The organism is Caballeronia sp. SEWSISQ10-4 2, from assembly GCF_030464885.1.
Lineage (GTDB): Bacteria > Pseudomonadota > Gammaproteobacteria > Burkholderiales > Burkholderiaceae > Caballeronia.
On sequence record NZ_JALPRJ010000004.1, the window covers coordinates 164843 to 187290 of the forward strand.

22 protein-coding genes and 1 pseudogene are annotated in these 22448 nt (G+C 57.0%); 16 read left to right on the forward strand and 7 right to left on the reverse strand.

All coding sequences use genetic code 11. From position 1 onward, the window contains the following. Positions 1 to 78 precede the first annotated feature (78 nt). The gene (boxA, locus tag M0D69_RS04300; protein ID WP_301780830.1) at positions 79 to 1329 is read left to right on the forward strand and encodes a benzoyl-CoA 2,3-epoxidase subunit BoxA; all 1251 of its coding nucleotides are present in this window, start codon (positions 79 to 81) and stop codon (positions 1327 to 1329) included. 380 nt (positions 1330 to 1709) lie between these two features. Next, positions 1710 to 2822, forward strand: coding sequence for a porin (locus tag M0D69_RS04305; protein WP_301780831.1), 1113 nt, complete (start codon positions 1710 to 1712; stop codon positions 2820 to 2822). Positions 2823 to 2887: 65 nt separating this feature from the next. On the opposite strand, the gene M0D69_RS04310 is transcribed toward M0D69_RS04305, so the two are convergent. Then, complete coding sequence (locus tag M0D69_RS04310; RefSeq protein WP_047845755.1) at positions 2888 to 3253, reverse strand: hypothetical protein; 366 nt, start codon at positions 3251 to 3253, stop codon at positions 2888 to 2890. Between the two features lie 351 nt (positions 3254 to 3604). Next, positions 3605 to 4192 carry a hypothetical protein gene (locus M0D69_RS04315; RefSeq protein ID WP_301780832.1) on the reverse strand — a complete coding sequence of 196 codons (588 nt, stop codon included), beginning with the start codon at positions 4190 to 4192 and terminating at the stop codon, positions 3605 to 3607. Positions 4193 to 5301: 1109 nt separating this feature from the next. On the opposite strand from M0D69_RS04315, the gene M0D69_RS04320 reads away from it, so the two are divergent. Further along, positions 5302 to 6801 (forward strand): AarF/UbiB family protein, encoded by a 1500-nt coding sequence (locus M0D69_RS04320; RefSeq protein ID WP_301780833.1) that lies wholly within the window; start codon positions 5302 to 5304, stop codon positions 6799 to 6801. A 161-nt stretch (positions 6802 to 6962) separates the two neighbouring features. On the opposite strand, the gene M0D69_RS04325 is transcribed toward M0D69_RS04320, so the two are convergent. The 3 genes from M0D69_RS04325 to M0D69_RS04335 form a co-directional block, all read right to left on the reverse strand. Then, on the reverse strand, positions 6963 to 7217 hold the full coding sequence (locus tag M0D69_RS04325) for a CsbD family protein (RefSeq protein ID WP_301780834.1): 255 nt from the start codon (positions 7215 to 7217) through the stop codon (positions 6963 to 6965). A gap of 97 nt (positions 7218 to 7314) precedes the next feature. Next, positions 7315 to 7671, reverse strand: coding sequence for a response regulator (locus M0D69_RS04330; protein WP_301780835.1), 357 nt, complete (start codon positions 7669 to 7671; stop codon positions 7315 to 7317). Beyond that, complete coding sequence (locus tag M0D69_RS04335; protein WP_301780864.1) at positions 7668 to 9167, reverse strand: ATPase domain-containing protein; 1500 nt, start codon at positions 9165 to 9167, stop codon at positions 7668 to 7670. Before M0D69_RS04335 ends, M0D69_RS04330 begins: the two co-directional genes overlap by 4 nt. A 317-nt stretch (positions 9168 to 9484) precedes the next feature. On the opposite strand from M0D69_RS04335, the gene M0D69_RS04340 reads away from it, so the two are divergent. From M0D69_RS04340 to M0D69_RS43695, 6 genes are all read left to right on the forward strand, one after another. Next, a complete protein-coding gene (locus M0D69_RS04340) occupies positions 9485 to 9859 on the forward strand; it encodes a CidA/LrgA family protein (protein ID WP_301780836.1) in 375 nt (124 codons plus the stop codon). A gap of 10 nt (positions 9860 to 9869) precedes the next feature. Further along, positions 9870 to 10598 carry an LrgB family protein gene (locus M0D69_RS04345; protein ID WP_301780837.1) on the forward strand — a complete coding sequence of 243 codons (729 nt, stop codon included), beginning with the start codon at positions 9870 to 9872 and terminating at the stop codon, positions 10596 to 10598. Between the two features lie 206 nt (positions 10599 to 10804). After that, positions 10805 to 11074, forward strand: a complete 270-nt coding sequence (locus tag M0D69_RS04350; protein WP_301780838.1) for a hypothetical protein — start codon at positions 10805 to 10807, stop codon at positions 11072 to 11074. Between the two features lie 185 nt (positions 11075 to 11259). Beyond that, positions 11260 to 11961 carry a DUF2968 domain-containing protein gene (locus M0D69_RS04355; RefSeq protein ID WP_301780839.1) on the forward strand — a complete coding sequence of 234 codons (702 nt, stop codon included), beginning with the start codon at positions 11260 to 11262 and terminating at the stop codon, positions 11959 to 11961. Positions 11962 to 12621: 660 nt separating this feature from the next. Beyond that, positions 12622 to 12981, forward strand: a complete 360-nt coding sequence (locus tag M0D69_RS04360; RefSeq protein ID WP_301780840.1) for an Arm DNA-binding domain-containing protein — start codon at positions 12622 to 12624, stop codon at positions 12979 to 12981. Between the two features lie 288 nt (positions 12982 to 13269). Further along, positions 13270 to 13779: a tyrosine-type recombinase/integrase gene (locus M0D69_RS43695; RefSeq protein WP_367619685.1), complete on the forward strand. Its 510-nt coding sequence runs from the start codon at positions 13270 to 13272 to the stop codon at positions 13777 to 13779. Positions 13780 to 13900: 121 nt separating this feature from the next. On the opposite strand, the pseudogene M0D69_RS04365 reads toward M0D69_RS43695, so the two are convergent. Next, positions 13901 to 14035, reverse strand: a pseudogene (locus tag M0D69_RS04365) (ISL3 family transposase); the annotation flags it as partial. Positions 14036 to 14037: 2 nt separating this feature from the next. Between M0D69_RS04365 and M0D69_RS04370 the strand changes: the two are divergent. Continuing rightward, complete coding sequence (locus M0D69_RS04370; protein WP_301780841.1) at positions 14038 to 14175, forward strand: hypothetical protein; 138 nt, start codon at positions 14038 to 14040, stop codon at positions 14173 to 14175. 11 nt (positions 14176 to 14186) lie between these two features. On the opposite strand, the gene M0D69_RS04375 is transcribed toward M0D69_RS04370, so the two are convergent. Then, positions 14187 to 15110 (reverse strand): LysR substrate-binding domain-containing protein, encoded by a 924-nt coding sequence (locus M0D69_RS04375; RefSeq protein ID WP_301780842.1) that lies wholly within the window; start codon positions 15108 to 15110, stop codon positions 14187 to 14189. Between the two features lie 128 nt (positions 15111 to 15238). Between M0D69_RS04375 and M0D69_RS04380 the strand changes: the two genes are divergently transcribed. The 6 genes from M0D69_RS04380 to M0D69_RS04405 all read left to right on the forward strand — a co-directional run bounded on the left by M0D69_RS04380 (position 15239) and on the right by M0D69_RS04405 (position 22036). Then, entirely contained in the window at positions 15239 to 16852 is a 1614-nt protein-coding gene (locus M0D69_RS04380) for an ABC transporter substrate-binding protein (RefSeq protein WP_301780843.1), read from the forward strand. 64 nt (positions 16853 to 16916) lie between these two features. After that, positions 16917 to 17894: an ABC transporter permease gene (locus tag M0D69_RS04385; RefSeq protein WP_301780844.1), complete on the forward strand. Its 978-nt coding sequence runs from the start codon at positions 16917 to 16919 to the stop codon at positions 17892 to 17894. Beyond that, positions 17891 to 19072 (forward strand): enolase C-terminal domain-like protein, encoded by a 1182-nt coding sequence (locus tag M0D69_RS04390; protein WP_301780845.1) that lies wholly within the window; start codon positions 17891 to 17893, stop codon positions 19070 to 19072. The genes M0D69_RS04385 and M0D69_RS04390 overlap by 4 nt, the downstream gene beginning before the upstream one ends. After that, positions 19069 to 20001 (forward strand): ABC transporter permease, encoded by a 933-nt coding sequence (locus M0D69_RS04395; protein WP_301780846.1) that lies wholly within the window; start codon positions 19069 to 19071, stop codon positions 19999 to 20001. Before M0D69_RS04390 ends, M0D69_RS04395 begins: the two co-directional genes overlap by 4 nt. Then, on the forward strand, positions 20001 to 21005 hold the full coding sequence (locus M0D69_RS04400; protein ID WP_301780847.1) for an ABC transporter ATP-binding protein: 1005 nt from the start codon (positions 20001 to 20003) through the stop codon (positions 21003 to 21005). The genes M0D69_RS04395 and M0D69_RS04400 overlap by 1 nt, the downstream gene beginning before the upstream one ends. After that, entirely contained in the window at positions 20993 to 22036 is a 1044-nt protein-coding gene (locus M0D69_RS04405) for an ABC transporter ATP-binding protein (RefSeq protein WP_301780848.1), read from the forward strand. The genes M0D69_RS04400 and M0D69_RS04405 overlap by 13 nt, the downstream gene beginning before the upstream one ends. Positions 22037 to 22448 lie beyond the last annotated feature (412 nt).

Here is a 22448-nt window from a genome sequence, read left to right on the forward strand (position 1 = left end):
GTAATGCGGGAGGTGCGTCCGGGATGTCGCGGCATGCTGTAGTACGCTGCGGCGGCCCGGGTGCAGGTGGAGATAACAATGAATGGTCCAGCCCCGATAGAAGTCCTCAAGCAGCATCTGATCGACCCGGAAATCTGCATTCGCTGCAACACATGCGAAGAGACCTGCCCGGTCGACGCCATCACGCACGACTCTAACAACTATGTCGTCAAGGCCGAGGTCTGCAACGGCTGCATGGCGTGCATCTCGCCGTGCCCGACCGGTTCCATCGACAACTGGCGCACGGTGCTGAAGTCGCAGGCGTACAGCATTGAAGAGCAGTTCACGTGGGACGAGTTGCCGGCGCAGAACACGACGGCAAGCGCGGCGCTGGAGAGCCTGCCGCAAGCGGATGCTGACGAGGCCGAGAGCACCGGCGAAACGTCGGACGGCATCGACGTGGATACGGTGCGCGGCTCGACGTTGCCGCCCTGGTCGGCGGCCAAGCCTTACGTGAATCTGTACACGCACAAGCTGCCAGTGGTGGCGACGGTCGTAGGCAATTACCGACTCACGGGCGAGGCTACCGAAAGCGATATTCATCACATCGTGCTGGATTTCGGCACGACGCCGTTTCCGGTTGTCGAAGGCCAGTCGATCGGCATTTTGCCGCCGGGCACGACGAAAGACGGCAAGACACATCACGCGCGTCAGTACTCAATAGCCAGCCCGCGCGACGGCGAACGCGAGGGTTATAACAACCTGTCGCTGACGGTCAAACGCGTCACGCAGGATTATCGCGGTAATGAAGCCGACGGCGTCTGCTCGAACTATTTGTGCGACGTGAAGAAGGGCGACGCGGTCAATGTCATTGGTCCGTTCGGCAGCACGTTCCTGATGCCGAACCATCCGAACTCGCACCTGCTCATGATCTGCACGGGCACCGGTTCGGCGCCCATGCGCGCAATGACCGAGTATCGACGCCGCCGGCGTATGAAAGGCGCGACCGGCAAGCTGATGCTGTTTTTCGGCGCGCGCACGAAAGAGGAGTTGCCTTACTTCGGGCCGCTCGTGAACCTGCCGAAAGATTTCATCGATACCACGCTGGCGTTTTCACGCACCGTGGGCCAGCCGAAGCGCTACGTACAGGACGCGATGCGCGAACGTGCGGCCGATGTCGGGCAGATGCTGCGCGATGACAACACGTTTATCTATGTGTGCGGGCTGAAGGGGATGGAGGATGGGGTGCTTCAGGCGCTGCGGGATATCGCCGAGCAGAACGGCATTGAATGGGATTCGTTATGGCGCACGCTCAAACGCGATGGAAGGCTGCATCTCGAGACCTATTGAGCGCTGTCCAAACGGCATCGCCGAATAACCAACGCCCGCTTATGCGGGCGTTTTTCATTGATGCCGCACGCTACCCGCTGAAGTCATCAAGATGACTTATTGATTTGATTCACAAATCAATAACGTTAATTGAAAGAATAAATCAAAACTGTTTGCCGGGCGATACTGTCTCGACCAAAAAAACAAGAGACGGAGACAACCGGCACCTAAGCCCGCATTCACGGCCACGCCGATCCCGCGTTTTGCTCCGTTCGACACGCTGAGCCTTCGCACTTGAACCAACCCGAGATCCTCTAGCAGTCGTTATTCGACGCCCGACATCCCCTCGACGAAGGGGCGGGGAATCGCTTTGCCTAAAAAAACTCAACGGAGACAACGCAATGAAGAAGAGATGGATTTGCAGCGCCGCGGCAGTCGCAATATCGGCGATGGCTACCCAATGCGCGTACGCGCAGAGCAGTGTCACGCTGTACGGCATCATCGACGCCGGCATCACGTACTTCAGCAATCTGAATGGACACGGGACCTTCGTGGCGAATGACGGCTCGATTCAGTCGAATCGGTGGGGCTTTCTCGGCAGTGAAGATCTCGGTGGCGGCGCCAAGGCTATTTTCCAGCTCGAGAACGGTTTTAATTTATACAACGGCACGATGGTCCAGTCCGGCGTGCTCTTCAGCCGGCAGGCGTGGGTAGGTCTCACTGACACCACCCACGGAACGCTCACGCTCGGCAAGCAATACGACTTCTTCTGGGACAACCTCACGCAGTTCGCGATGGGCCAGTACGCCGGGCAATACTCGTGGCATCCCGGCGATTTCGACCATCTGGCCGGCACCTTGCACATCAACAACGCGGTCAAGTACAAGTCGCCGACCTATTATGGTTTCTCCTTCGGCGCGCTCTATGCGTTCCCTTCGCAATCCGTTTCGGCGGGCACCGGACGCGTGATCGCGTTCGGCGCGCGATACGACGGCGGTCCGTTCCAGGCGGGCGTCGCTTACACCGACACCCACGATCTCGGTCTCAACGGCCCGAGCCAGGCGGGCACCACGCTGTTTCCGAACTTGTCGGGTGCGCCGGTGGTGGCCACGAGCGTCAGCACGATCGGTGCGGGCGCGAGTTACCGGTATGGACGCAGTCTCACGCGCCTGCTTTTCACCGATACCCACTTTCGCATTGCCAGGGACAACGGCTCGATGCCTACCTACGAGATCAACGAAGTCTTCCAGATGACCCCGGCGACGACCTTGATGGGCGGCTACTGGTACAGCAAGCTCGGCGAGGAGAAGTTTCAGAACGGGACGTTGCTGCTCGACTACGCACTGTCCAAACGCACGGACGCCTACACGAGTGCGACTTACCTGCGGGTATCGGGTGGCGCGGCGCCGGTGTTCCTCGGTGGCGGTTCGGCACCGGTGTTTTCTAATGGGGTGTATGTCGGCTCGGGGGAGTCGTCGACGGCAATCCGGATCGGCATGCGCACGAAGTTCTGAAGCCGCAGGGGCCTTTCGTTCAAGCAGTAACTTCCGATGAACGACGGGCCCCTTGGTTCATGCGATCAGTCGGCCGGCCGCTTATCGGCGAGCGCCCGCTTGCATTCATCGAGCACGCGTAGCACGAGTTCCGATTGATAGTTGAGGTCGTCGCTGTCGAGAATTTCTTCTACGGCATCGCGAGCCCAGTCGGCATCCACGAGTTCCGAGTGCCGCTGGGCGAGGTCGGCCGCAATGGCCGACAGCTTCGCGATGGCGAGCCATTCGGCCTGGCGCTTGTGCCTGTCCAGCCACTTGTGAGCCGCTTGCACGTGAAAAGCCGCCGTGGGCCAGGAGCCGTTCAGATAATAGGCGCCCAGACTCCCGCAGGTGAGCCAGCAGAGCAATTCCACGCGGTCGGTCGGGCTGAGATTGTGGCGTACATCGTTCATGGCGGAGCTCACGAAGATGATTGACGTGTGCCGGACGTTCTGATTCCGGCATGAAAACGATAGCACGCCACGGTGCAATGCGGAATCCTCCATTTACGCGGAGCATTTTGCGGGCGGAGCTAAGCCGCGACGGGGTCGGCACTCATCGGCTTAGTGGGCGACTTAGTGGGATCGAGCAGCGCTGTCCTCGGCTGGCCTTTGCGGTTTTGTTGCCGACACAAAACGCCCGGACGCCCGTTCCCTCCGACGCAGGTCAATCTCGCCCTCCGCGACCCGCCATAAGCCTCCGCCTGCCGATGTAACGTAGCGACGTCGCCACATTCACGGTCGTGAACGGCACGGTGCAGCGCGTCAGGATGCCATCGCCGCCGTGATTTCCCCGAACGACGACTGCAGCCGATCGATCTTTTCCCGCAAATCGTCGAGCCTGTATTTGGTTTTGTCGGCCAGATCGCGAACGCTTTCCAGCATATGCTCGCACAGGGCGGAGTGTTGGGCCACCATCGAATCGAACGTTGTGGGTTCGGTCCATCCGGTTTGACCGGCTATGGACTTTCCGTGATCCGGAGACGATTTTCCCTGGGCAATCCTCATGCGCTCCGTCACTTCGGCGAACTTCTCGACAGGGCCGATGGCCGTGCGAAGGGAGGCGTCGACCTCGTCGAGCGCGGCTTTCAGATCGAGCGCGTTCTCCTCCATCGATATGGTCAGCCCCTCCACTTTTTGCGGCGTCATGTATCCGCGCCTGACGAGCGTCTCACTCGCATTGACCAGCGCGGCAGTGATCGCCGACACTGCCACGCGCTCGGTTTCGACGCGGCTTTTGAGGTCGGTGCATTCTGCAAGCACCTCATGGAACGCATTCAGGTGTGTTTCGATGACGGGAGTAGATGCCATAGCAATGGGTAGACAAAAGGACGACATAATCGGAAGATTCATACGGCATTTCCTGCACAAAACGTGCCAACTCAGAACGAAATTGTCTCAAAGACTCGCTGCAGGGTTTGACGTTATCGCGTTCAGGTAGACGGAAGAAGCAACAATGATGTTCGAATTGAGACGATTACGCGCGTTCAATTAATTACAGTAAATTATTCATATCGAAATAGGTGTCTGGCATTGAAATTTGATAAATTTTCCGATTCAGTCAGTCAGGACGTTTTTCCCAGCGAAATTGATTTCGAATTTGTTTCAGCTTCAATTGCGCGTTGGCTTATCGGCGGAAAGTGTTCGGGCGTCAGGGTTTGATAAAACCAATGACGTCATCTTTCTGTCATGCGCACTTCTTTTCCCGTTACCGTGCAAATTCTGCAAAACGGAACACGATTAATCCAACCGGCTTGTTTCTCCCAATCACTTTAGCGAAGTGACGGCGGATGACTAGAGGAATCAAAGCAGCAGCGGTTCGTTGCAGATTTTGACGTACCTGGAGGAATCTTGCTTGGGTCGCCCAGGCAGAGCAAGGCTTTCGAGCACTGGCGTCAAGCGAGCCGCCGTCGGCTGAAAAAAGGCCGCGCGAGGCGGCCTTCGCGAACTTAGCGTGCGGCGACATACATCGCGATTCCAAAGCTGAAACGCATATCTGTGAAACCCGGCGTGACCCATTCCATGTACCCACCTTTGGCCTTACGAAACTCGTGAACGAATTCGTGGTTAAAATCCGGAATGCGAAACAATGTCGTTATTAAGAAATATGCAAATTAAATGCATTTAAATAATCACTTGATAGTCTGGTCGTTTTATTAAAAAAACTAAACAACGTCATACGGTTTGCTTACAGAGAATGGCCATTGGCAACCCACCCGACGACCGACACCAGGCATTCGACGTATGTTCGACGCAATCTGGTTGCGTTCCAAAGCGGGTCTGCCACCCGGCGGCCTGAGTGTTATCCATGAGAGCTCTCCAAACACTTGCATGACCAACCTGAATTGCGCAACGATCGTTCTCTTGAGGGTTCAACCATCGCGGGTCGCCCATGTTCCACTCGATCCACCCTCGCAAAGGAGCGGAAAAATCAGCTATTCAAGTACGTGCCGGGTGAACCGATGACGCAGCGTATGCGTGCAATCTGGCGTCTCGCGAGACTTTTCGTGCGGGAAAGCCGCGTCAAGTCCGCAGCCGATGCCCCGATCCATCGCGTCCTGCGCTCGTTCGCAGCGGGCGCGCGGGCTCACAGCGCGACCAGTCTCTCCCAGCGTGTGCCGGTGTTGCAGAACCTGTCCGGCGTGCTGACCATGGCGTCGGGTTTGCTGATCGAGCATCCGGGGTTATCGGAGACGGCGGTGCGTGTCGCGCTCGCCGAACTGGACACGCTCAAGACGGCGCTGAAAGACGCGCCGCTGCGCCGGGCGCTGGAAACCGCGTTACCGCCTGGACGGGCGGTGGCGTTGATCGATGTGGACGCCGAACCTGAGCGTTGCGGCATCGCGGAGCAGACGCATCGTGCGCTGATCGTGCTGGATGTGAATCCGCGCGTCGGTGTGAGTGCAGCGCCCGTGGCCGCGCGCGTGACGCTGATCCGCCCCGATACACGAGCCGAACTCATGCAGGACCTCGACGTGGCCAGCTCGGCGGCGCGTCTGGCGGCACGGTTTTCACGCGAGGTCCGCGAGCAGAACGTCGGCGCGCTCATCGCGCGTGTGACAGAGTCGATCCACGGGATGCTCGATCTGCGCCAGCGCGCCGCCGATCAAAGTTATCTCCGCTACCGGCTGCGCGAGGTGAACAAGGACTCACGCGTCGTCGTGCCGGAGGTGTTCTGGGATTTTTGCAGCGATACGGTGCTCGTTACGCGCGCCGTGCGCAGCGTGCCGCTCTCGGACACTGAAGCACTGCGCGCCCACGGCCTGGACCCGGCCGGCTTGATCGCGACGTGGATCGAGGTTTTTTTCGAGGTCGCGCTGGGCGAGGGCGTGTTCCACGCCGGCCTGGAAGCGGCGGGCGCAGCGGTCAGCATCGAGCCGGACACGCTTGGGGCGCTGGTGCTCGATGGCGATTCGCCGCTCACTTTTTTCGCTTCCCACGAGCGCAGTTTCCTGGTCGCCGGGTCGGACGCGTTGTTGCGTGGCGATCACAAGGCGGCTGCGCGCGAACATATGCAGCACGGCCGCCCCGGTGAACACGAGGCGCAGCATGCGGTGCGCGTGGAAGCGACGTATCGGCGGGAAGCAGAGCGTTTTGCCGGCGATGCCCAGCGGCACCGGACAGCCGCCGATCTCTTCACCGCGTTGGGCAAAGGGCCGCTGGAGCATGCTTTCGGCGATAACCACGCAGGCATCGCCTCCCGCGCGGCGCTGCTGGCGCGCTCGGTACAGAGCATCGAGGAGATGGTGCGGCGGATCGCGCCGGATGTCGATGTGTGGCCAATCGCGCGCCGGGTAATCATGCGCCTGGCGCTGGATCAGTTCAGTTCGCACGGAGCCTTTTCGCAACTGGCGAAGGAAGCTGTGCACTGGCCGCACGCGCTGCCGCGTGTGCCGAATCTGCTGGCAGATTGGGTGAGGCGGCAGAATCAGCGGAATGCGGATTCACGTTCTGCGCGTTAGGGTCACCGCGACGAGGGGTCGTCTGTTGCCTGACTAATCCGATGTCGAGCCATCGGGGCCCCATTGGGTTTGCCCGGGAACCGGCATAACACGGTGCGCAAAAAACTGGCCGCACTTCGCAGTGCGGCCAGTCGTGTCCCGCCCCAACCCTTCTGACGAAACTATCGTTGCCGTGCCCAGATCGCGCCGAGCACAAAACCAACCGCAGCTGCCACAAGCACGCCGTTGACCGGCTGTGCAATGACCGCCTCGCGCATGTTGTCGATGGTCTCGCCGTAATTGCGCTGGATCGTGCCGAGTGTCTGACGCACCTTGCCTTCAGCCTGCATCGACGTGTCGCCGGTCAAACCGCCGACCGCATCCTGCACCTTGCCCACGACGGTTTGCGCCGCGCCTTCTACCTGATCCTGCACCATGGTGCCTCCCGTTCTAGTTGAATCGGTTATCGAAGAATCCGGCGTACCGGAGCGATTGATTCAGCAGGGTTCATGCCCAAGTCGTGCGAGCCGCGCTTCAGGCCGGTCCGATCAGGCGCGTGACGATCTCGATGAATTGATCGATGGAAAGCGGTTTGCGATGAAATTCGAGGTGCGGGTGCGTGACCGCCGGCGTGCGTGCAGCGGCGCTCGAGAGCACGACGGGAATCTGCGCGAGGGTGTCGTCGGCGGCGAGCGCGTGGCACAGCGCGACGCCGTCCATGGTGGGCATCATCCAGTCCGTCACGATCAGGTCGGGCAAATTCGCGCGCACCGACTCGAGCGCCAGCAAGCCGTTTGACGCCGTACCAACCTCGTATCCTTCCATCTGGAGCACAAGCCGCCAGGTGGTCAGGAGGTCGAATTCATCGTCGACGACGAGGATTTTTTTCATGTTCGCGTGCCGGCGTCCTGCGCGGACAGCGTGGGCGGGATCGTGCCGCGCGCCGATAACAGCGTGCTCGTGCCGACAAAACCGTCCGTCAGATGCAAGCCGTTTTCATCGATGACGAAGCGGCGGATCGACGGATCGTGGGCGCTTTCGCGTTGTTTGACGACAGACACGATCCGGTACAGCGACGTGGTCGTTTCCACGTACCGCATCAACACGATGTTCTCGGTCATCGCCGATGCGCGTATCGAGCCTCCATGCGCCATGTCGGCATAAAGCGGCAGCTCTTCGGTGAGCAGCGTCGTGACGCTTTCCTGGCGCAACCGGTGCGTCAGCGCGTTCAGGAACAGCCCGAAACGCTCCACGCGGTTTGCCGAGTCGTGGAACCCTTCAATCCCGTCGACCACCAGCCGCGACGCGCCCGCGCGCTTCACCACGGAAATCAGCTCGGCTGCGAGTTCGTCGATGGCAAGTTCCACCGCCGGGCGCCATTCGACGATCAGGCGGCCGTCGGCGACCGCATCGGCGAGATGGATGGACACGGATTCCGCCTTGGCGACTAGCCGCTCCGGCGATTCGTAAAAGCCGAAATACACGCAGCGCTCGCCATCGGCCACGCCGGCGTCGAGGAATTTCAGCGACAGCAGCGTCTTGCCGATCCCCGACGGCCCGATCAGCGTAGTGGTCGAGCCTTTCACTACGCCGCCGCCGAGCATGGCGTCGAAGTCGGGCAGGCCGAACGACAGTTTCGATTTCAGGTCCGGCGTACCCTCGAGCAGCAGCGAGCGCGCTTCCAGGCGCGGGAAGGTGACGAGGCCGTCGGTGGTGATCTTGAAGAAGTGGCGTCCCAGCAGATGATCGCGGCCGCGCAGTTTGTGCACTTCGATTTCCCGCGCGCGCCGCATGCCGGTGGCGAAGCGGTTGAGTTCGACGAGGCCGTCGACAAGCGTGTGTTCAGGATGCGGTTCGTTGCCCGACAGCGGCGCGAGGATCAGCGTCGTGCAGCCCGCGGCGGTCACGAAAGCGCTCAATTCATGGATGAACTGCGATAGCTCGAGCTCGGTGGAACTGAATTCACGGGCGCTGCGAAAGCCGTCGATCACCATGAAACGCGGCCGGTTTGCCTTGATGGTCGAGGCGATCAGTGCAAGGAAGCCGTTCAGGCCGTTGCGCATCAGTTCGTGGTAGCCGGAGACGAACAGCATTTTGTCCGAGATAGCGTCGGCGTTGTAGAACGACAGCCCTTTCAGGTGCGCCAGCAGCTTCGAATGCGATTCGGCGATCAGCGTGACGTACAGCACCGTGTCGCCCTCGGTGACACGATGAAAACCGATCTGCGCAGACAGGATGGTCTTGCCCGCGCCCGCCATGCCTTCGATCAGATACAACCCGCCCTTGACCAGGCCGCCGCCGAGTATGTCGTCAAGGCCGGGCACGCCGGTCGTTACGGTGGTCGGATCGGGGTCGGTCTGGCTGGATGGAATGGCTTGAACTGTCATTGCGGTCATGAGTATCTCGAGTGCTGCCGCCCGGCTCGTGAGTCGCGTAAAAACGGACTGTCACCGAGATGACGGGCGATGCCGGGTTTGCAAATTTTTATGAAGTCGTCGATTAAATCAATCGGGAACGGAATTTGAGCGCTTGGCTTGAAGCTTGATTCGAGAGCCTGATTCGAGCCTGCGCCGCGTGAACCCCGCCTTAACCTGATCGCATCCGCACTTTTCGCGCCCGGTCGCGTTTTGTCGGAACGCGAGGCACGCGACACGACGCGTGGCATCATCTGGCTTCATCGTTTTCGCCCGTCAAACACCACGTCATGCTGCGCGCGCTTACTGCCTTGCTGTTGTTCCAGTGCTTCGGAGAGGGCCTTTCGATGGGCTTGCATGTGCCCGTTCCCGGGCCTGTCATCGGATTGTTACTGCTGTTTGGCTATCTGCTGATGAGGCCGTCCGCCGTCGATTCGATCGAACCTGCCGCCCTCGAATTGCTCCGCCACTTGTCCTTGCTGTTCGTGCCGGCTGGCGTAGGAATCATGGTCGCCGCCGGCAAGGTGCGCGGCGAAGGTCTCGCGATCGTGGTCGCGCTGGTGGTGAGCACGACGCTGGCGATTGCGGTCACCGCGCTCGTCACGCGGGCGCTGATGCGGCGCCAGGTGAGACGGGCGCGTGTGAATACATCGTCTGAGTTTTGAGGACCACGCGATGACAGAACTCGGCGCCCTGTGGGTCTATCTCGCCGCAACGCCGCTGCTCGGCCTGACGATGACTCTGTTCGCGTACCTGATCGCGCAAGGCATCTATGCCCGCGCGAAGTTCAACCCGCTCGCGAACCCCGTGCTGATTGCGGTGGCGCTGATCGTCGCGGTGCTAAGTGTCACGCACACGTCGTATCAGACGTATTTTCAGGGCGCGCAGTTCGTCCACTTTTTGCTCGGACCGGCGACTGTTGCCCTCGCGCTGCCGCTCTACCGGCAACTGCCGAAGCTGCGCCGCGCTGCGTTGCCGCTGGCTGGCGGATTGATCGCGGGCTCGCTGACGGCGATCCTTTCCGCGACGGCCATTGCGATGTTATTCGGCGCGCCGCGCGTGACTGTGATATCGCTCGCGCCGAAGTCCGCGACCACGCCGATCGCCATGGCTATCGCCGAGCGGCTGGGCGGATTGCCGTCGTTGACCGCGGTACTCGTGATTTGCACCGGCGTGTTCGGCGCGGTCTCGGCGCGCACGATTCTCAACGTTTTACGTATAGAAGAGCCCGAGGTGCGAGGGTTCGCGCTTGGCGTGGCGTCGCATGGCATTGGTACGGCGCGCGCTTTCCAGGTCAGCGATGAAATGGGCGCGTTTGCCGGCCTCGGCATGGGCTTGAACGGATTGTTCACGGCGTTCGTGGTGCCGGTCTTGTTGCCGATGGTCTTGCGCTGGGTCAACTGACTCGCGAAGGATTGAAACGATCGAGCCGATCTAGGAGAAATTAGGAACTCGCTCATGGTTCAGGCGGCGCGGAGATGGTCTCATCCTGGATTGTCGCGGGCGCTGTCATCGGGTGCACGCGAGTTCCTCTTCTGGTTCACGCCTGTCACGAGTACGCGGTTCAACGGTCGTTCGCGCGCAGGCATTTTTTGCGGCGAGTCTCCCTCATGTCCTTGCATACCCGTTTGTCTTTCATGACCGCCAGCCTGATTGCGCTGGGCGGCTTCTTCCAGGTCTCGCCGAGCATGGCGGTTGCGTCCATCGATCCGGGCATTTACTCGGGCGCTCCGTTCGCTTTCAAGGCGGACCGTGGAATCTTCTCCGCAGTACCCGCACAGCAAGTCGATTCGCGCATCTTCTCGCCCATCAGCGAACCGGGCGATACACATATCCCGACGTTTGCTCAGGATCGCGAGCGCTTGCGTCACGACCTGTAGAACACGGCAGGAATGGCTCAATGAATCACTGCGGGAATCGCTTCACGAATCGTTTAAAACCGTGGAGTGTTTCAGGTAATGACCGGGCCATAAAAAGCATCTTCATGCATTTTCCGCTTTGGCTTTTCTATCTGCCATAATTCCGGTGCTTTCGCATTCTTAATTGCGTTCAACCCGGAAATTCCATGAACTCCAGCAATACAACGAGAGGCGGGGCACTGGTCTTGGCATGGTTCGTCCTGTGCGGCGCAGCGCGTGCCGCCGGGCCCACAGCGCCCATGCAAAGCAGTGCCACGGCAGCCGGTGCACTCGGTGATTCAGGCGCGCGTCGTAGTCTCCTGACCAGCGGTGCAGCCGATGAACCCCAGGCAACGGTGAATGGCAACGTCGCGGAATTGCAGCAAATGATTCGCGAAGGAAAGGTAAAGGAATTGCGCACCACGTATAACGGCAGCTATGGTGCGAGCATGTTGTTTTACCCGGATGAAATGACGTTTTATATTGCACTGTTCCAGCAAAAGAAATTCTGGCGCGTGATCAAGACTCAAGTCGATTTGCGTGCGGAAACGCTCTATGCGGACTTTGCCAAAAATACCGCGGCACTCGCAGATAGCGAGATCCGCCGGACCAAGCTTGAGGCCGAAAAGAGCTTTGCGGACCGGTTGATCGCCGTTCAACAAGGGCGCGCGAATCGCCTGCAGGCTGACCTCGACGTTGCACGGGCGCAGCAAAGCCAGGTGGCCGACCGGCAGGCGGAACAGCAGGAAGCGATCCGTACGCTGCGCGCGGAGCAGGATGCCGCACAGGCGCAACTGCGTGCCTTGCAAACCAAGGTGCAGGACCTCCAACGCCAGTCGGATGTCGACCTGATGCCATTGCCGAAATGAAGCGCGTCTGACGGCTCGGATGCCGCCTGCACCGCGTGGACTTCGATCGCTCGAAGCGTGTTTCAAGTTCCGCAACAGCGGCCGCATTCGCGGCCGTTTTTCATTTTCCGCGCGGTAATGAGCCGCCAAAAGTTTTCCGATTGTTCACATTTGTGCGCTGTTTCAAAAAATCACTCGAAAGTGTTTCACTAATTAGGAATTATCCAGTAAGGAATGCTTGTTTTCGCATGCTAATATGCCGCGCGATTTCGGATTCCAGATCATTTTCAAGATCCGGATCGACGGCTTGAGGCGAATAAGGTGGCTGCGAAAATCGGGTAACTGTCTGATGGCCCATCCAGTACGCATTTGTCTCGATATCTCAGTCACACGTCAATTTCAGAATGGTAAATAGCATTAGGGTTATAAGGTGTTACTCGTTCAGGATCGGTACCGCCTTCTGACCTTCTTGCCAGTATTGACGCCGCTAGCCTAGAACCCTTTATTTATAAGGCTTTGATTAGCTCGATATCCTTGGTAAAACCGACCTAAGTGCCAGCCTTACAGCTGCAGTGTTGTCCGTTTCCTTCCGTTTCCATCCGTTAGCATCCGCCGTAAGTGCGGGTAAAAAAAGGGTGTTTTGCGGGTAAAATTTCAGAACCATACGCACTGGAATGGACCATGCAACTGACCCACGCTCTCCTACAGAACGCCAAGCCCAAGGACAAGCCCTACAAAATCCGGGACTCCAAGTCTCTCAATCTTTACCTGCTGGTGTCCGCCGCGGGGAGCAAGCGGTGGAAGTTCGATTACCGACTTGATGGCAAGGACGGCACCTATACGCTTGGCGCCTTTCCTAAAGTAACACCCACTGAAGCATGCAAGCTTCGCAACGATGCGGCGGAGTTGGTCGAAAAGGGTATCCATCCAAAGGCGCGGGATAGGCAGATTCAGCATGAGAACATCGAACATTTCAAGAACACGCTGTGGCCGAACTGTGAGGCATGGCTAGAGGACAATAAGGGTAAATGGTCGTCGTAGTACGCCGAACAGGCAGGGCGGCTTCTCACTCGCTATATCAAGGAGACGCCCCTCGGCGACACCCCGACCAACGACGTTACTCCCGGCCATATCTTTCGGTTGCTGCAATCAATTGCCAAACGAAAAGGCGGCGTTAACGCTGAACGGAAGGCGAGCGGCGCTCCCTACATTGCCGTGCGCGTACGGCTTCATCTCGATGGTGTGTTTCGTCGTGCAGTCATCAACGGCACGGCGAATATCAACCCGGTCGCGGCCCTGAAGTTATCAGACGCCGTAACGCTGCCAGCGGTGCGTCACAATCGGTCACTGGAAGCGCCTGCTCTGAAGGAGCTACTTGGCGTGATGGCAACGAACGGTAGGCCTCTGACGCGGCTCGCAATGCGTCTGTTGATGCTAACGTCAGTGCGTACGGCAGAGCTGCGGAGTGCTACGTGGAAGGAGTTTGATTTGGATAAGGCTGAATGGACGATTGCCGGTGAGCGAATGAAAATGCGGCGCTCACACTCGGTGCCGCTCAGTCTTCAGGCCATGGAAGTCCTGCGGGAAGTCCAAGCGCTGCACACTACCCACGGTTCCGACGACCTGCTATTCCCACACGTCAGAGAAGCCTCCAAGCCCATGTCCAACGCCACGATCAACTCCCTGCTGAAGCGGGCGGGATTCAACAAAGACACTTGTCCGAGCGCATGGCATCCGAGGCACCTTCAGTACTTGGGCGCACGAGAACGGATTCAACCCGCTGGCCGTGGAGCGTCAGTTATCACACGTCGAGAAGAACATGGTGAAACGCGCCTATAACCACGCGGAGTTTTTTCCTGAACGTCAAAAACTCATGCAAGCATGGGCTGATTATCTCAGCACAATAGGCCGCTAAATTGTCAGCAGTTTTGACTCTTTTGAAAACCGAGGGTGACGTAGCTCAGCGGGCATGTTTGTTGAATGCGGTGAAGTTGAGTTTTCCGGCGATGAGAAACAAGACGGTGCGCATGGTTTCAAAGCGTGCGTATCCGCGAGCCGTGCGCTTTGCTGCCTGAAACAGGTCGTTGATACGATCTCATGCTGCCCACACTCACGGACGAGGGACTTATCGACGCGGTAGATGCTCGACTAGAGGCGCGGATTTTCCGCGTCGCAGCGCAAGCGCGTATTCCAATCTACGACGCGCGCCGGCTGGACACATATCACGCCGTCTAGTACTGAAAATATCATTTGGTGACGGGTCTGTCGAAAGTCGTCTGGGCCCACGAACGTCCTTTGAACCAAGTTCGGAATTGCCTGACGAATCGCTCTTGGACTTGCGAAGGTACTTTATTGGCTGGGTGGTACAGATAAACATCGAACTCTACCGCATGTGAAAAAGGCCGAATCACTACCTTCGCTTGGTCTGCGATAGACGCAGTCGCCTCATCGATTATTGCCACCCCTGCGCCGTGCGTGACCAGTGCCAAAGCCACCGCGGATTGCGGTGTTGTTAACGAAATGTCCCGGTCTATGGCTCGACCCTCGAACGCTGCTTCGACTCGAGAGCGTGATCCATCGATTTCAGCGAGAGAAATAAACGGCTGATTACGGAGATCATCGGGCTCGATTAGATCTTTTGAAGCTAGCTCATGGCCTATCGGCAACACACAGACGCCCGCGAGACTCCCCAGCCGTTCGACCTGGACACCAGATCGTGGCGCCAAAATCATCGACACGCCGATGTCCGCTTGCCCGTCAGCTGTCCAGTCAATCACCCTAGGAGACGACTGCGAGTGCAGCGTAACGGTCAGTCTGTTTGAACCCTTGGAAAACTGAGCGACGAACTCCGCCATTATGGTTTGGGCGAACGTCGGCGATGCAACCACTGATAGGTGACCCCGACGCATATGCCTTACTTCCCTGGCTGCCTCCGTCAACTCGATTACTCCATGCCATGCGCGCTCCATCGAGCCTTCTAGCGCTCGTGCCTCAGCAGTAGGTACCAGACGGCCTCCTCGCTGCTCGAACAACACCAGGTCAAGTTCGCTTTGCAGCTGGGCGATGAGCTTCGTCATCGCCGGTTGTGAAATTTTGAGCGAATGGGCGGCTGCCGTGACAGTGCCAAACTCGATCATTGCTTTATACGCCTCGATAAGTCGAAGTTTCATGTTTGTCTCGGTGTTCTCTCGGTCTATAACTTTTAGTTATGGACAGATAATCATACCCGAACCGCCGTGGACACCAAAAATTGTCGTTCATAGACTCGTCACATGACATTCAGAAAGGGGAGATAAGCATGGACCGTCGGGATTTCGTGAAGGGCGCTGCAGCAATTACAGCTGTCGCTGCAAGCGGCCTTGGCCGAGCGCAATCGCAAGGTGCGCCAGTCCCGAAGAGGTCAATATTGACGTGTACCGCGCAATTTGATCCGGCGCGACCAGAGATTGCTCGACTGATTGCGCAATCTTGCAAGTCGTTAGGATGGGAGGTTGAAGCGAATCCCGCGGACTACAACCAAGGTATCCAAAAAGTCGTCATGGAGCACGACTACGAAATGTTCCTTGTCTTTTTCCCAGGGACAAATATTCGAATTGACCCAGACTTTTTTATTCGCGGATTGCATGACTCTGACGAATACAAGCGTGGGGGCTTCAATTGGATGGGCTACAAGAGTGCACAAGTCGATGCTCTAGCGAGTGCGCAGGCTCACCTAATGAAGCTTGATGATCGCCGTAAGCCTGTGCTCGACGCACAGAGTGTGATCTTCGCTGATCAACCCGGGACTGTGCTTGTCTATCCCCAGATGACCATGGCCCACCGTTCGGACAAGCTTACCGGACTTGTGCCACAACTGGGTGAGGGCATTGGTGGTTTCTGGTCTGACGTAAATATGCAGGTCACGGGCGACGGCTATTCTCGGACTGGCTCGAACACAGACGTCAAACACCTGAACCCAATCGCTGTTATTGACACGGTCGAGTTTGCCGAGCTCTCTATGATCTACGATCGGCTGCTCCGCCTTGGCCCGGACGGCAAGCCGGTACCATGGGCAGCCACTGCAATGAAGCTGGTTGATGATAAGACTATCGATCTCACAGTACGGTCAGGAATGCGTTGGCATGACGGGAAACCGGTCACGGTTGACGACGTGAAATTTAGTTTTGATTTTCACAAAAAGTGGAAGGCCCCGTTCTTTCTTTCTGCACTAAATAACGTCGTTGCAGTGGAGGTGCCAGGCCCCAACACTGTACGCGTCCGATTCGACTCCCCGTCTGCACCGTTCGTCTCGAATGTGCTCGCAACAATGTCCATAATTCCAAAGCACGTATGGGAGGGCATTGCAGCGGCGGGTGATCCGCTTAGGTATGCAAACGAAAGCCCAATTGGTAGCGGACCGTTCAAACTTGACTACTGGCGGCGGGGATCGGAGTTGAAGGTTAGCGCTAACCGAGATCACTTCAGTCCACCCAAGTGCGCGGGAATTATCCGGATCGTATATGGCAGCCAGGATGGGCTCGCTACCGCCATCTCAAACGGCGAGTGCGACCGTACGCGCTATGTTCTCACTCCTGCGCTCGTCGATCGGTTGAAGGCAGTGAAGAACGTTGTCGCAAAAGGTTATCCCAGTCATGGACTCTATCACCTGTCCTACAACAACCGTATCAAACCATTCGACGACCCCGCCTTTCGCCAAGCACTCAATTTCGTGATGCCACGGCAGATGATTTCGCAGTTGGTACTGCTCGGTTACGCGGACCCGGGAGCGTCAATGATTTCGCCAACAAATGACCTCTGGCATAGCCCAACGGTTAAGGTTCCCCCGGAGAACATCAAAATGGCACGCGATCTTCTTTCGAAGGCCGGATACAAATGGGACACGCAGGGGAAGTTACTGTTCCCCCGCGCCTGACTGCAAAGCGTATGAACTGCGTCTCTCGCGTCTTTTACCATCCCTTTGAGATTAAGGCTAACACATGACCGCGTATATAGCGCGTCGGCTGATGTCGTCACTGCTCACTCTTTTGGGTGTGGCTGTCATCCTGTTCGTCCTCTTCCGGATGATGCCTGGCGATCCAACCGCACAGGTCATCAGCCCGGCACTAGATCAGGCTGCACAGGCCCGACTCAAGCACGCCTTTGGACTAGATCTACCAATGTGGCAACAGTTTTTCTTGTACCTGAAAAACATGGTCACCCTTGAATGGGGGCAGTCCTTTACCACGGGGCAGGCGGTATCGGGTCTGCTGGGCCACTGGTTACTGAATACACTTCTTCTGATGAGTGCCGGTCTCATTTTGGCCGTCGTCATCGGTACCGTGCTGGGAATTCTGATGGCCTCGCGGCGAGGAGGAGCACTTGACCACGTCGCGACGGTTGTGGGCTTGGTCTTTCAGGCGGCACCTCCATTCGTTATTGGGATCCTTCTGCTAATTGGTTTCAGTTATAAGTTGGAGCTTTTTCCATCGGCGGGAATGGTCGCGGCGGGTACTGATCTGGGTAGTACATGGGCGATGATTACGTCAGTCGATTTCTTAAAGCATTTGATTTTACCCACGGTCACGATTACTGCAATTTACCTAGCGACACCGATGCTGGTTATGCGGGATTCGATGTTGGAAGTTTTGGGATCTGATTTCGTAGAGTTCTCCCGAGCAAAAGGCCTGAAACCGTCGCGAGTCTTGTTCAACCACGCGGCGAGAAATGCATTGTTAGCAGTGGTCACCGTCTCATCGCTCATCCTGGGCTTTGCGATTGGTGGGCAAATTGTGATTGAAACTGTTTTCTCTTGGCCGGGGATGGGAAAGGCGATGGTCGATGCCGCGCTTCAACACGACTATCCTGTCGCGCAAGCAGCGTTCTTCTTGATGGCAGTGGTAGTCATCGCGATGAACCTCATCACAGACCTCTCATACAGCCTCCTTGATCCACGCATTCGATTTGGAACAACATGATGATTGATACAGTAAGTGTTAAGACGGGGTCCAATATGACCGTAATGGCTCCGATAGTCGCAGCTGAAATTTTTGAAATTGAAACACAGTTTGTCGTCCCCTATAAATTAGCGGAAGGGACTCACGCGACGACGCGTGCCATCCTTCTCAAATTCACCGATGGCGATGGCGTCGTTGGTTGGGGCGAAGCAGACCCCAACGTGACTTTTACGGGGGAATCCCCAGGTGACGCGGTGCGCGTCCTTCACGATACGCTCGTTCCGCATGTGCTCGGGCAGACCAACCCTGAACCTGGTCGCATTGATTTAACACTCGATTCCTTGGTTCCGAGACATCTTAGTGCGAAGGGCGCGGTCACTATGGCGTTGCTGGATATCTTGGGTAAGCGTCTACGCGCACCCGTAGCAACGCTCCTGGGCGGGGTCATACATGAGTCGCTGCCGGTTCTATGGCCGCTCAGCAACGGAACAGCCGACGACGATATTCGTGTCATCGAGGAAAAGTCTGTTCAAGGGTTTTCCAGCTTTATGTTGAAGATGGGGGCATCACCGGTAGCGGATGAAGTGAAGCGCGTGGCAGCGCTGGAAGCGCGCTATGGAAGTCGAGTCAAGTTCATTGCGGATGCGAATCAAGGATGGAGCCTCCGAGAGGCCCGTGAATTTCTTGATGGGGTCCGCGGTTCTAACCTCGCGTTTGTTGAGCAGCCGATACAGAAAGACGACTTGGAAGGTATGGCGTTGCTCGCTGGCGGTACGGCGTTTTCAATTTCGGCCGACGAGTCCGTGGTCGACGTCGCCCACGCAGCGAAGATCGCGAAGTTGGGAGCAGCTAGTATTTTCAGTATTAAAAGCAGCAAAAATGGCGGTCCCCTCCGTGCCCAAAGGATCGCGGCTGTCGCTGCAGCGTTTGGAATCCGCTGCTACATGAATTCCATGTTGGAATTTGGGATAACACAGTCAGCCTCGTTGCAACACGCGGTAACCATCAGCAATCTAGTAGACGTTGGGCACGCATTTATGTCAACGCTGCGGCTTGTGGAAGACCCGACGGACTTTTCTTCGTTCGTGCGAAACGGCACCGTCTATTTTCCTAACCGTGACGGTCTTGGTGTTCAGGTCGACGAGGCACATGTGCGGCGTATGGCAGTTTCTAGTTGTGCCCTTGGAGCACGGGGATGAGTATCAAAATCACGGAAACCGCCGCCCCAACCGGCGCCGGTCGCGCCATGCGATCCGCCACGCTTCTTAAGCGCGAGATCGGCCAAAACTTTCGGGTTATCTTCGCCGACAGACTAGGTGCGTTCGGCGCAATCGTGATAGTAGTCGCAACGCTTGTGGCAATCTTCGGACCTTGGTTGATTTCGCAGGATCCATACGAGTCGCTGAAAATGGCCAACGGTCGGATGGCTGTCTTACAACCGCCAAGCGCAGAATTTCCTCTTGGCACGACGAACCTTGCGCGCGACCTTCTTTCCCAGATGATTTTGGCGACACGAACGACAATGATCATTGGCGTTGCAAGCGGTCTTGTTTCCATCCTGGTAGGGGCCAACATCGGATTAATCGCAGGCTACTACGGGGGCCGCGTTGACAACATTTTAATGCGGATAACGGATGTTGCGTATGGCATGCCCTTCTTGCCCTTCATCATCGTTTTGATCTCGTTGTTTGGACGCTCCATCAGCTTCGTGATCTTGGCAATTGTGCTGATCGTCTGGCGGACATCCGCACGTGTGATTCGCGCTCAGACTATGGCGGTCAAGCAGCGCCAGTTTGTGATGTTCGCAAGAGCGCGAGGAGCAAGCGACTTACGTATTATTTATCGTCACATCGCGCCCAACATTCTGCCGCTACTGCTTCTTTACACGTCATTCAATATTGCTTGGGCAATCGTGACTGAAGCGTCTGCCAGCTTTCTGGGCTTTGGCGATCCAAACGCGGTGACATGGGGAAGTATTTTGCAAGACTTATGGGCGTCGGGATACACGCAAACGGCGTGGTGGTGGTTCATTGAACCGTCGGCGGCGATCGTTCTGTTAGTGAGCGCTTTTGTTTTCGTAAGCCGCGCGTACGAAGTGGTTGCGAATCCTCGATTGGGAGATCGCTGATGTTACTCGAAGCTCGCAATCTGAGGGTGAGCTATCGTAGCTCGAACGGCGACGTACGCGCCGTCGATGGCCTAGACCTGGACGTCGACGAATCGGAGATTTTCGGAATCGTCGGAGAATCAGGTTGCGGTAAATCAACGGTCGTTAAGGCCTTGCTAAGGTTGCTCCCACCCGGAGCTGTGATTGAGGCCGACATACTAAGGTTCAAAGGTCGCGACTTGTTGGGGATTTCTCCCGCTCACTTCCGTCAGCAGATTTTGATGCGCGAGATCGCATTGGTACCCCAAAGCGCTCAGAACTCCTTGAATCCAGTACAGCCGGTTGGAGCGCAAATCATTGAGGCCATTCGCGCCCACTCAACGACACCTAAGGCGAGAGCTCGTGATCGCGTGGCCGAACTCTTTGACATCGTGGGTTTGCAAGCAGAGTTGATGGCCCGTTATCCGCATCAATTCTCTGGTGGTATGCGTCAGCGCGCGATGATCGCAATGGCTTTAGCATTTGAGCCATCTTTAATCGTGATGGACGAACCCACCACCGGATTGGACGTACTGGTGCAGGAGCGGCTTCTTGGACGAATCCGCGAAATCCGACAGCGAGTTTCGTTATCCATATTACTCATTACGCATGACATCGGCGTGATCGCCGAGACAGCAGATCGCGTGGGGGTGATGTATGCGGGTCGGATGATCGAACGCGCTTCGACGATTGATATCTTCGGAGAATCTCAGCATCCATACACGCTGGGGCTAAAGAACGCCTTTCCGAGCATCATTGAGCTAGATCGAGAACTGATCTCGATGCCCGGGTCTCCCCCAGATATGTCGTCGCCGCCGCAGGGGTGCGCGTTCGGCGCACGATGTCCGTTTGCGATTGACACTTGTCTTTCGAAGCGACCACCCCCTATTGAGGTTGGTAAAAATCACATCTCGTCGTGCATTCGGACCGCGAATATTGGTCAAATGCGCGATGCGGCAAAGAGGAAGGCGACGTGGCACTCCTGAGCGTACATCATTTGACAAAGCACATTAAGATCAGCAAGGGGCTGGGCGCCTCGCTGCGCGGACCGCATGCTAGCTGGATCAAACCGGTTGAGGATGTAAGTTTCTCAATCGAGGAGGGGGAAATACTTGGCATCGTAGGCGAATCCGGCTGTGGGAAGTCAACGATGTGCAATCTACTTTCAAAACTCGATGATGTTACCAGCGGCACAATCCGTTTAAACAATGAGGACGTGACGAATGTGAGTAAGGGCAAGGCACTTACTCACTACCGAAAACAGGTTCAACTGATTTTTCAGGACCCGTTTGACTCCCTCAATCCGCGGCTTAGAGTCTTTGACATCGTGGCTGAAGCGCCACGTGCCCTTAAGCTCTGGGAAGAGCCTGAGATTGCCCGCCGTGTGTCGACGATGCTGGCAACGGTTGGCCTTCCTCCCGAACGATACGCGCAGCGTTACCCGCATCAGATGAGCGGGGGTGAGCGTCAAAGAGTAGGGATTGCTTCCGCGCTGATCGCTGAACCAAAGCTAGTTATTGCTGATGAACCAGTGTCGATGCTTGACGTTTCAATTCGCGCAGGGGTCATGGATCTACTACGCGATCTGTCTAGGAGGCTCAATTTCTCGTGTCTTTACGTGTCGCATGACTTGTCCATTCTTACGCATTTGTGCGACCGCGTAATGGTCATGTACCTGGGCCAGCTTGTCGAGGTGGCTAGTTCGAAAGAGCTGGTGAGTAACCCGCAGCACCCGTACACTCGCGCACTTGTAGCGGCGGTTCCAGTCCCAGATCCTCGTTACAAACGACAGTCCATTGCAATTAAAGGCGAGCTTGCCAAACCGATTGACCCGCCGGCTGGGTGCCGCTTTGCCCCTCGATGTAGTTTGGCGATGCCTCAATGCTCACAAACTCCGGAAATGAAGTCGGTTGGGGAGTCACATGTCGTTGCCTGTCATGCGGTTTCAGTATCTGAGCTAAGCGGAGTTGGGCCGAGTGATCGGCGGTACCTGCAGAATATCGACCAACAAACTTAAGGTTGCCTACGCGCTTTGACCGCGGAAGTCATCGCGCGGATGAACGATGGAAATGTATTGACAAGTCAGAGAGTGACCAACGCGCAAGAAAAAGGTGGCGAACGTAGCAACGGAATGTGCATTCGTCCTTTTCTAGATGCGCTCTACTGGTCGCCCGAATGGATTGGCTCGCAAGCATCGCAATCGTAGATAACCGCTATGGTCTGGAGAACGTCGCCTGAGCTTTGAATTTTTCTGCCGTCTATTCGGTTGGCTTGCTAGTAGTCAAACTTTCTCCACGAGGCTGGGAACGCGCTGCTCTCTGTCGCCTTTGGACACGATTTCGGGCGTGTCAACCTTGTTTGACGGAATCAATCTCGAATTTATGTTTATCTCTGGATTTCAGAGAATCGTGCGTATTGGATTTTAACGT